Annotated in this window: 3 protein-coding genes; 2 read left to right on the top strand and 1 reads right to left on the bottom strand. The window is 55.8% G+C overall.

What is annotated here, in order from left to right; genetic code table 11:
• Window positions 1–89 precede the first annotated feature (89 nt).
• Window positions 90–3,659 (top strand): RNase H-like domain-containing protein, encoded by a 3,570-nt coding sequence (locus ACZIYX_RS22715; RefSeq protein ID WP_462684556.1) that lies wholly within the window; start codon window positions 90–92, stop codon window positions 3,657–3,659.
• Window positions 3,660–4,579: 920 nt separating this feature from the next.
• Here the strand turns inward: ACZIYX_RS22715 and ACZIYX_RS22710 are convergent.
• Window positions 4,580–5,122, bottom strand: a complete 543-nt coding sequence (locus ACZIYX_RS22710; RefSeq protein WP_462684555.1) for a hypothetical protein — start codon at window positions 5,120–5,122, stop codon at window positions 4,580–4,582.
• 4,843 nt (window positions 5,123–9,965) lie between these two features.
• On the opposite strand from ACZIYX_RS22710, the gene ACZIYX_RS22705 reads away from it, so the two are divergent.
• Window positions 9,966–11,048: a hypothetical protein gene (locus ACZIYX_RS22705; RefSeq protein ID WP_462684554.1), complete on the top strand. Its 1,083-nt coding sequence runs from the start codon at window positions 9,966–9,968 to the stop codon at window positions 11,046–11,048.
• Window positions 11,049–11,252: the final 204 nt, after the last annotated feature.

Raw genomic sequence — 11,252 nt, 5'->3', positions numbered from 1 at the left:
CACCAAATTCCCTAGGGGAAAAACTCACCTGGAGATACCAGCCCAAAATCCCCCGGTATGCAAATTGGCTGAAGCAGCTGGTGACGGAAATGGCCAACGACCCCGAATACCAACCCGAACCCGTAGTAGGCATCGACACCTCCCTGATGGACATCGATGAGGAACACCAGCGTTACTTCGCTATCCTCCTGGACGTCTACCGAGACATCTTTGCCCAGTCTAAAGAAGAACTCGGGATGTGCAAAGGAGTCGAACACGCGATGGAGACTGGCGACCAAAAGCCGATTCGACAGAAAGCCTACCGATCCGCCCATAGCGTCCGGGAACTAAAACGAAAAGAAATTGACCTCATGCTTAGAGCAAATGTCATTCGCCCCTCCAATAGCCCTTGGGCTAGCCCAGTCGTTATGGTCCCCAAAAAGGATGGAACTTGGCGTTTCTGCGTCGATTTCCGAAAAGTCAACGCCATCACCCGTAAAGACGCCTTTCCCCTCCCCAGAACCGATGAACAATTGGAAGCCCTCCGCGGAGCAAAAGTATTCTCCACCATGGATCTTCAAAGTGGATTTTGGCAATTTGCCATGCGACCCGAGGACATCGAGAAGACAGCCTTCATCACCGAAGACGGCCTGTTTGAACACCTCAAGATGCCCTTCGGCCTTACTAATGCCCCCGCTACCTTCCAACGGGCTATGCAACTCGTCCTCCGAGGACTGACCGCCGACTGCTGCCTGTGCTTCATCGATGATGTCATCACCTACTCAAAAGACTTCTGGACCCACTGTTACGACCTCACCTGTGTTTGGAACCGGCTCTCGGAGTACAACCTGAAGGTCAAAGGAAAGAAGTGCGACTTCCTGAAGCGCAAAGTTGCCTTCCTGGGCCATGTCGTGTCAGAGGAAGGTATCGCCACCGACCCTAAAAAGATTGCGGTTGTCAAGGAAGTCCCCATGCCCTCCAATGTCACCGAACTCCGAAGCTTCTTGGGCTTTAGCAACTACTACCGGCGATTCATCTATAACTACTCGGTTATAGCCGCTCCCCTTTACAAGCTGACGGGTAAAGATCAGTTCAAAGGCAAGAAGTTCGGTAGCGCTTGGACCCCGGAATGCGACGAAGCGATCGAAAAGCTAAAAACCTCGCTTTGCTCCGCCCCCATCCTAGCCTACCCAAACTTCGAAGAACCCTTCCACCTCTTCTGCGACGCCAGCGACTACGGAGTGGGCAATGTCCTCCAACAAAAGAACGAAGATGGAGACTTCCGAGTCGTCGCCTATGGAGGCCAAAAGTTCCAAGCGGCCCAAGTCCACTACAGTGTGACCGAGAAAGAATGCCTCGCCATTGTCCGCGCCATGAAAGAGTACCGAACATACTTCCTAGGGAATCATATTTATATCTATACCGACCACCAAGCCCTTACCCACATCCTCAACGCCTGCAAAACCATGAATGGAATCACCCATCGGCTCTTCAAATGGACCATCAAACTTCAAGAGTTCGACTACGAGGTCATCTACCTCCCTGGATTGAAGAATGTCCCCGCCGATGCCGTGAGCAGGCCCCCTTTTGTCCAAATCACCCAAGCCGACCTTGACAAGATCTTCTCCAGTGAAGCCTACAAGACGGTCGACGCGGGTGCCTACTCAGTCGAAGCAGGGGAATGGGATCATGATGATATGTCCTTTGCACGCCTGCATGACCACCCCAGGGGCGATGACGAATCAATTGTCAACGTGGACAGGGCACCCGACATACTACTACCCTGGCCCCGTGATGAGCTCTGCCGTGAACAAAGAGCCGACCCCCGTATCCGCATGATGATCATGTACAAGGAGAACTACCGTGTTGACGATGATACCGAGCCAGACATCATTCGGTGGATGACCCGCCAACACGAGCATTACTACCTGGATGGAGACCTCCTTTTCCATGTTGGAAAGAAATACCGCCGCGGTTACAACCCCCTCATGCAAACCCAATTCGTCATCCCCACTACTCTTAGAGAGTCACTCCTAAAGAAATACCATTCCCAACACGCCGGCCATCTGTCCTGGGATAGAACCTACAGCTTACTGTCCCGAAAGTTCTTCTGGGAAACCATGATCCCGGATGTGAAAAAGTTCGTCGCGGAATGCGTGGTCTGTGGCCTCTTCAACACCGGTGCTAATCGGCGTGTCACCCTCCAACCCATTCCCGTCCCCCTTGGTGGCCCCTGGCAAGTCGTCTTCGTAGACGTTCTTGGCCCCCTAACGACCACCACTGACCAATATACCCATATCCTGACCTGGATCGACGCTTTTTCAAAGTGGCCCGAAGTTGTCCCGATCAAAAGCGTCGATGCCGAAACCACTTGCCAATCCTTCCAAAACGACGTCCTTGCACGACATGGGACCCCGACCAAGATCATCACTGATCGTGGATCCAACTTTACCTCCAAAGCCTTCAAAAGCCTTGCCGATGAGTTCGGAGTGGAAATCGCCTATGCCCTCCCCGGACACCACCAGACCAATGGCATGGTGGAGCGTTTCAATCGGACCCTGCGGAACGTCCTCAACAAAGTCGTGCATGACGAACCAAAGGAATGGGACAAGCTCGTGTGCCGCGTTGCCATGGCCTACCGGATGACTCCCCATACCTCCACGGGTGAAAGCCCCTTCCGCCTAAATCATGGTTATGACCCCCGTTTACCCGGTGAACCAGAAACCCCCATGTTCAGTACCACCACCGTCCAAAAATACGTCACTTGGCTCCTCGCTGAGCTTCGCAGCCTTTGGGCCCAAAGCAGTGACGAGATCCTGAAAGCCCAAGCCCGCTACGGGTACCAACATGACCTCCACACTGGTAAACTAAAGAACCCCATTGAAGTCGGAAGTTTGGTCTACCGAGTCGCCCTTACCGTCCAACAACGCGGATTCCACCCATGCTTTGAGCCCCTGTTCACCTGCCTCTACCGAGTGGAGAAGATTGACGGAAAGAACGCCCTCATCAGGGAATATGGCAAAACCGAAGACAAAGCCAAATGGGCCCATTTCGACCAGCTGAAGCTTTACGCCGGTAACGAAGCCCAATACCTCGCCTATTTGGAGGATCGTGTCAAACGGAAGCTTCCAGTCCGAGCGGCGTGCCACAAATGCAAAGAACTCAAGCCTCCCAACCCCGATAAACGTCGTCTCCAACATTGGGTCGCTTGCGATGGGATCCACGACGAAACCACCTGGTTCCACTTGGAATGCGTCGGCCTGAAGCGTGCCCCCGGAAAGAAGGAACAGTGGTTCTGTGACTCGTGTGCAGAGTCCCCCGGATCAGGCATAGTGCCGAACCCTGTGGAAGCCACTTCGTCCAGACCCCTAACGATTCCCCCTCCTCGCCGTCGCCCCGCCAAAAAGTCCCCGGAAACTACGGACGCTGCTGATCTTCCAAATTTCCCATTCCCAGCCATTACCGTTCAACCGTCTACCGACTCCGAACGAGAAGAACCAGAAGAAATCCCCGAGACGGATCAGACGGGCCCGGAACAAGAATCGACCCTCCCTCCCCCGAACCTGGATGAAGGGGTGGAAACGCCGATCTTGTTCACCCTGGTACCCGACGCCGCCCTTCCGCTACCCCCCTTACCCGAAGGGATGATGACCCGATCGCGTGCCCGGAGATTCACTTGAGCCCGCCAATCTTGTCTCGTCTCGTCAAATTTATAAATTATAGTTATCCAAATACTATTAGTTATTTTTCACACTTATTTTTAGTTACCCATCCAGTTTCAAATTTGTTGTTTAAGTTATTTTGTTCAAAATAGGAGGTCGGCTCCCCAGTTTCATTCTGAAACTGGTGGGTCGCCGCCCCCTTATTTTCCTCTTTTCCCTCAGAGGATTGACTCCCCAGTTTCATTCTGAAACTGGTGGGTCATCCCCTCTAATTTTCCTCTTTTCCCTCAGAGGATTGACTCCCCAGTTTCATTCTGAAACTGGTGGGTCGATCCTCTATTCATTCTGTCCATCATTAATGATTTATTTTTGGAAATTCCAGGTCCCCAGAGGCAGACTCGCTAATCCTACGCCTGTGGCTTACCCAGCGTTGGAATCTTCTGACAGGAGGCATCTGGCCAACGAGACGCCTTGGACTCCCCCGCATCGTGATCAACGTGGTCCACGACGACATGGTAGCGGCAGCCATCAGTCTCCTAGAAGCCAGTGCTGCTAATATCTTCAGCCTGGATATCCAATTCAGCACGTTCACCCCCGAGAAATTGGATGTGATGAGCCGCCCTATCCACGAACCCGATTGTCCCGGTGGATGCCCCCGAGATTGGTACTCCCTGTTCGACGTCGCAGCCCTATCCGAAGATTTGCCAGTCGCAATCCGTATGAGCCGCGAGTATCGGTCCCCCATAGAGACGGTATTCGCATCCCCCTGGTGGAAGACCGAAGTCCTCGCGGACGCCTTCTACGCCTACGCCGAAAGGCTCGGCGTCGACAAAGATGGCCAAAATGTCTACACCCCACCCCTCAAGGGCTTCGCCACCATGGTCAATATCCGCTCCGTCGAGGGAATCGAAGTCCACTTCCGCCTATTTGAATTAGCCCTAGGGGCTCCCAACCAGCTCTTGACCTTCCTCACCCAACGGAACCTCCGAACATTCGTCTCTTGGGATACCTACGACCTCCTGTTCCTCGGCTCTATCCGAATGGCCACCCCCATACCACTTGATCGTCGCAGACCCGCTCCCCAACCCCATCAGACGGTCCAGCTGAAGAACTACATCCGCCGCATTCCCATCCTCAACCTCTACCGTCTCTACGACGCGTGGGTCGAACAAGGATATGGCATCGTCCCAAAGGCCAATTCCCAAATGATCATGTCCCTCCACCTGGCCCTTTATGACCAAACCCAAAGAGTGGTCGGCGCTAATCTCTTCAGGCCCGTGGGCTTCGACTACGTGGTCCCCGTACCCACTGTTCAGGATCCGAAGGCGCTTGCTCGAGTCGACTTCCGGGACGGGATGATGGCTATGGTCTGCCACAACAGCGCGTTGGATGTCCTCCTTGCTTTGGCTTCCGACGGCGGGACAGTCGATTTCAACACCACCCCCCAAGCTCTTCGGCAGCTCTACGATTTCCTCCATCATAGCTGCTTCCAGGACATTCCCCGGGCCCGGTCTTACAACTTCCCCATGACCTGCCGCGACAGGGACCGTAGTTATGCTCGGATAGAGGAAGCCCGTATCCATGCCCTTGTACGGATCAGCGTGGCACTCCAAAAGGAAAGAAAAGTCGCTAGGACCGGCCTCCTATTCACCATCCCTCGTGAATCCCTCCTAGTCCTACGAGAAAGACCCGGTAAAGCCCTAGGGGTATTAGACCGACGACGCCCCCTAGACCCAGCCAATCATTGGGACAAATACGGCCTCCCACTGTACCGAGATACCCTACGCCCTTTGGTCCCTGATATTGACTTGGGGATGAACCAACTCCGCTCTGTCTCGGAGGGACTCCGCCTGCTCGAGACCATGAATTCCCAGTCGCGCCGAGACAATCCACTCGACGGCAACCACTCCGGTCTGCGGGGTTTGGTCCCCAACAATCGATTCCAAGTGGTCATCTTCCCCGAAGCCTTTCCCCCGAAATGCCGTATCCTGTCTCAGTGTGAACCAGGGAGCATCTCGCCGGGCAGCATCCGAGTGATCCAACCCGTATTGGCCCACGGAATCGCGAGATCTCAATTATGGGCTGCGGAAGGTCTCACCCCTACCCAGGAACTCGTTTACCAACCCGGCTGGGGATGGATGAGTTACGACTCCTTGTTGCCGGATGAAATCGAACTGAAGGGGATCCCCTCCCAAATCCGCGGGTACTACGCTCTCCCCAGAAATGCTACGAATGTGGATGACGTGGATCACCGAATCTATAATCTCCCCGACTGGCCCAATGGTTACGCCTTCTACCCGGCGGTGAGACCCCTTCCCCCTTACGACGAAATCATCCTCCAACCCTATTCGCTTCAACGCTACGCCTTGCGCGAACCGTCACCCACCCGACCAAGGTCCCGATCCGGATCTGTGACCCAGGAAGGATCTGCGAGAGCAGAAGGAGGCGCGCCGCGGGGGCAGAGATCAGACCCTGGGCGCCCACACCGGAGTCCCCCGTGAAGGAAGCCAATCCCCCGGCGCCTCACACCGAAGCCCCGAATTTTCGGGATCCCGGACCCAAGGTGCCGCACACCCTCAACCGCCGCCCCTCGATGAAAACGGCGAACGAACCAAATTGGGTGTGAGCAGTGTGGGACTCTACCCCAAACACCAAGTCCAACTGGATGGCGGCAGCGAAAGCGAAATCACCCCCTCCAGCGACACGGAGCAACCTTCCTCCTCCGGGAACCAAGACCAAAATCCCCCCGCTAACCAAAATAGCCCTAGGGGCCATGCCAAACCCGAAGGAGACTCCAACCGTCCGAAGGACTCACAGCGAGAAAAGGGAACCAGCAAGACCCACCGTAAAAACCCCAAAGGATCCGCCAACTCGAACGACAAGAAAGGATCCCAAGGAGGCGCGGCGGGAGGTTCCGGTGACCCACCTTCGGACGATGAAAGCAAGCGGGATCGGGGCAAAGAACACGATGACAAACGCCCCTCGTCCAAGACCAGTAAAGTAAAGAAGTCCCATTCTAAGAAAGACTCGAAGGGGCCCGATGATCGGACCTCAGTCAAAGGATCCCGTTCCAAACCCAAGTCCTCCGGAAAAACGGACTCCTCCAAACTGCCCCCTGCTCCTCCAGTTTCCTCAGCCTCACCCGCAACCAAGCGAAAGGAAGCGAATGGCGTCAGCAAGAACCCCGGTCCCAGTAAACCAAAAAGCCCTAGGGGCAATAGTTCCCATACCGACACCAATACGGATGGCGAAGTGGAAGCTGTGGCTAACCAATTCAACAACATGTCCGCCCAATCTCCTCCCGGTTACCGACCTCCCGAAGCAGATCCTCCTCATTCGGAGTCTGGTTCGGCATCAATGGACCTATCTGGAGAGTCCTCAGTGCGGCTACCCCCGTTGGACCCTACGCAAGCAGAGGCCGCCGTCCAATCCGTGGGAGTGAACCCAGGGGAGGAAGACATGGATTGCCAAGTTCCCTCTCCTGCCGCCTTTGAAGAAGTCGTCGTAGGCGAAGAAGTCAACGACCCTAATGACGAATTGGCCTCCCCAGACCGACCCGAAGCTGACGTTCCCGAGATGGTTGACCTGACTCAGTCACCGGAGGAGAAGACGCCCACACCGGAGCCTGTAGACCTGGTTTCCCCTGAAGGTATGCCCGGGCCCAAAGTACCTGAAGCCATGGATACTGCCGATCCCCTCTCACACTCGAAAGACAGCAGTCGATCCGGCAATATTTTCGAAAAGTGGGACGGTCTTCGCATCAAGGTCCCCCTGAAGAACTCAGAGCCACTGTTCGGCAGATCCCAAGATCCAACCGCCCCGCCGAAGCCTTCTGACGCACCACCTAGCGCTGCCCCCGGTCCTCCCACGTTGGATTCCCAGCAGGTCCCTCCCCCAATTGGTAACCCCGTCCCATCCAATGCTACTAACTCGGAGGTACCCGGTCCGGCTGCACCCCCTGGGTTGGATGTCAACCCTGATCTCCTCATCCGAAATCCACCCGGATCTCCTACCCTTGGGGAGGACCACGAAGATTCCGCCTCTTCAACCACCCCTCGCCCTGATACACAGTCGGAGTCCATGGCTACGGATGACTCGAGACGACAAAGAGATCCAGTGACCGGCCATATACGTCCAGAGAGGCGACAACCCGAAAATCAGTCCCGAAATTTGTCGCCGAATCGGACGCGTGCCCCCTATACCCTCCCCGATGACCGTGAAAACTGGACCAGAGAATGGGTCGATAAGGAAGGTAATGCCCATTACCCCGAAGCTAGGGCAGAGCCACGTCCGGGTGAGAGAAGCCGCCCACCTCCCCTTATCCCGAACCCTACTCGCAAAGAGTCGCGCAGGACGGATTCCCAAAACCCGGAGGATTCTGACCGTATCAAGTCTAAGATCTTCATTGGCCCCGACAAGAACGTCTTCACCCCCACGTTCACGGGTAGGGACGGCAAAGAAACCGAATACCTCCCCTTTTGCTCAAAACGCGGTCCTAGGGACGAGACTTACACCAAGCGGACCTACTATTCTCCCCCTCCCCGACCCTCCAAAGGTGGTTCCTCTCGTGACCAGAGCCCCCAAGACCAGAAGAGCTCCCATCACTCACGAGATCCGAAGAGAACGGCAGATCCCAAGGCCGCCAGGAAGCATAGCGGGCATCGAGAGGATAAACCCCCCTCGTCTCGCCAGGAGTCTTCCACCAACCGCTCCTCGGACAAACGCCGCTCCCCCAAGAAAAATGATCGTGAGAGGGAAACCCGTCACCGACCTAGCTCCACCTCCACGAGTTCGAGTGCCAAGAGCCAAGATAGACACTCCCGGGACGACCGCGAGCGAAGCCACAGAGAAAGACCTCATGGCGAAACATCGAAAAGCACCTCTTCTCACTGCTCCCGCGGAACGACCGAATCCTCCGTAAACTCTGGCAGCCAAAGCACTCGCGACTCCGATGGTCCCTCGCAAGAATCACACTCTCGATCCCGCGGAACAGACCGGAGCTCCCGCCAGACACACTCTCGATCCGATAGTCGCCCCAGCGAGACCTCCAGTTACCGTACCGCCCAACGAGACTCCCCACCCGAACGACGGAAGGACCCCCCTAGTAAAGATCGAGAGAAGCCCCGGGATCCCACCCCCACTAAAAACCAAGGGTCCGCAAAGCCTACCGGTACCTCCCGAAGGGATCCCCAGAACCCCAGTGACCACCAGTTCAAGAAACCAGATTCCCCTGACAAGCCTAGGGCTACCCATAATTCCAAAACGAGAGGATCGAAAGAGTCGTGGTGGACCCATCCCGACCCTAAAGAAGAACGCTCCGCCGACCCCTCCTATCGATCGCGTGACCCCCACAGGAGAGACGCCGGGAATGCAAATTTGTCACGACCCCGTGAGGGTAGTTCCCGACGACCTGCAGCCGGAGGCCAAGGCGAAAGATCCGGCGATCGGCAACGTAACGACGGGACTAGGCCTAATCGGTACACTGCCCAGCAGCGCCGTGTCGACGAGATCCAGAGGCGGTTGATCGCGGAAGAGCTGGCGGCCTCAAACCCAGGCTCTCCCTATCCATCAGAGCCAATGGACACCTCCCCACCGATCCGCGCCCGGCCCTCCAACAGCCCGTTAAAAAGACCTTCGGTGAAGGCTCCCACCACTGCTACCACCACTCCCAAACCCAATACGTCCGGCCAACTTCCCCCTCGTGTCTCCCTAATCGACCTTATCCGGGACCAGGACCAACGAGATCCCCGCCAAGACCGATCCCGTACGGATCCCTCCAAACAACCCCATCGCAGGGATATTCCCAAAACCAATCGCCCCACGCGTCCGTACGTCCCGCCCCCGAATTCCGTACATGCTCAAGTACCCCGGCCAGACAACAAATCTGCGCCCGCGGACCCGAGACCAAGGGACAACACTTCGGACCCCCCTCGCGAGTTTGCGGAGCCTGGCAGGCGAAAACGTGGACGCGACCCCAAAACTACCCCCGACGAACCCAACAAGCGTTATGCCAATGATGAACGGCCACGGGTAGTCGACCCCCGGAATTCCAAACCTAAAAGACCTTTGAGCAAATGGCCGGAGAGAGACCGCTACCGTAAGGCCAGCCAAGGCTTCCGCAACTACGCTAGCAACTGTGACACTAGGCCGCACCGAATCCCCGACGAGTTCGAGAACGACGGACAAGACGTGCCCCCTACGCTCGACGAGGATGGAGAAAGACGGAACTTGACGGGTCCCACCTACACCAAATATACGGCCCAAGGGAAGGAACAAAGATTCACCAAGCCGATGGCGGTAAACCGGGAACAAAACCAGGCCCGGATGGAGCAGAAGCGAAACCAACACTTCAGTGACAAAGCTTCGGATCTCCTTAAATCCCTGAAGTCCAAACCGCCCAAACCATTGGTCCACCGGGGCTTCCTGCCGTACATGGATCGGTTCCATCCCTTCCCTAAAGAAGACACCGTCGAATATGCGTACCTGCAACATCGAAGGAATCTCAATTGTCGCATAATCAACAGTCTCCAAGGGAACCTCAAGGTCCTACTGACGGATGCAGCCCGTGAAACTCTCCAAGACCCCCACCAGAATCGCCGACGGGCCAGCTCCACCTCCTTTATGAAGCATATAGAGACCCATAGCATCAACTTGTTCCAAGAGGTTCGGGCATCCCTATCCTACGAAGGTGGCCAAGAACTATACGACCTCTTGGTTCAATACGTCTGCCATGGTATCCGCGTCAGCCTCATTCGTTGCACCCGCAGCGATGCCAGCTGGGGCCTATATGCTCCCGATATTTTCCTGGTGATCCTAGGGATCCAAGCCTGTACCTCCGTACCCCGTGAAATCACCCACCCTGCTCGCCCCGAGGTAGTTCCCCCATTCGATGTCCCCTCTTCCCGGCGCCCCTTCCATATCCGAGAAGCGGATCGTGAAGCCCGAATGTTGCCAGCCCACTGTCGCGGCGAGGCCCAACGACAAGCCGTCGACGAGATGAACTCAATCTACGTCGAGAAAGCTCGGGCATACTTTGAGGAGCTCGAGTTTCAATTGTCACTCCTGGAACAATACGATTTCAGCGAGATACTGCGACACGACATCTGGGACATCTGCAGCAAACGACTTGAGGTGGCAGAAGCAAGGTTGACTGAATTGGAAACCGAGGTCCAAGAAGCCTGGTACGAAGATGCGGTCGACGTAGAACGCGAGATGATCGCCGATTACAACTCCTACATGCCGTACTACAGTACCATGGCTCGCCACGAATGCCGGCTGGAACTACGTCGAAATCAAATGGGACTGGATGTCGCCGAGGAAATCGAGGCGAGAGTCACCAACCCTCAAGAAGAAAGTGACATGACCTTCATGAGAGCCCTCACGAGACCCGTTCCCTCCTGGCTGTAGCACCATCCGCCCGGAATAAACCCAAAACTGCCCTAGGGGCCATAATCCAAAGAACTCATGCCCTAGGGGCTCTAACCTAGCAGCCTACCTCACTTCTCCCATTTCCCCTTATGTTGGCCGTCCCTTATGGTACGCTTCCTCTGGTTGGTCAAAGAATGCGATGTCATCCCTTTCCCCCCTGGATCCTCTCACTCGGTCGATGTC

Source organism: Aquimarina sp. (assembly GCF_977115655.1).
The sequence above is the reverse complement of the archived record's forward strand: the minus strand, read 5'-3'. Positions and strand labels throughout refer to the sequence as shown.

Bases quoted from the DNA above. Each gene is read 5' to 3' on its own strand.
- ACZIYX_RS22715 (WP_462684556.1), top strand. From the start codon at position 90: ATGGCCAACGACCCCGAATACCAACCCGAACCCGTAGTAGGCATCGAC.
- ACZIYX_RS22710 (WP_462684555.1), bottom strand. From the start codon at position 5,122: ATGATGGAGGAAATCGTAGAGCTGCCGAAGAGCTTGGGGGGTGGTGTT.
- ACZIYX_RS22705 (WP_462684554.1), top strand. From the start codon at position 9,966: ATGGAGCAGAAGCGAAACCAACACTTCAGTGACAAAGCTTCGGATCTC.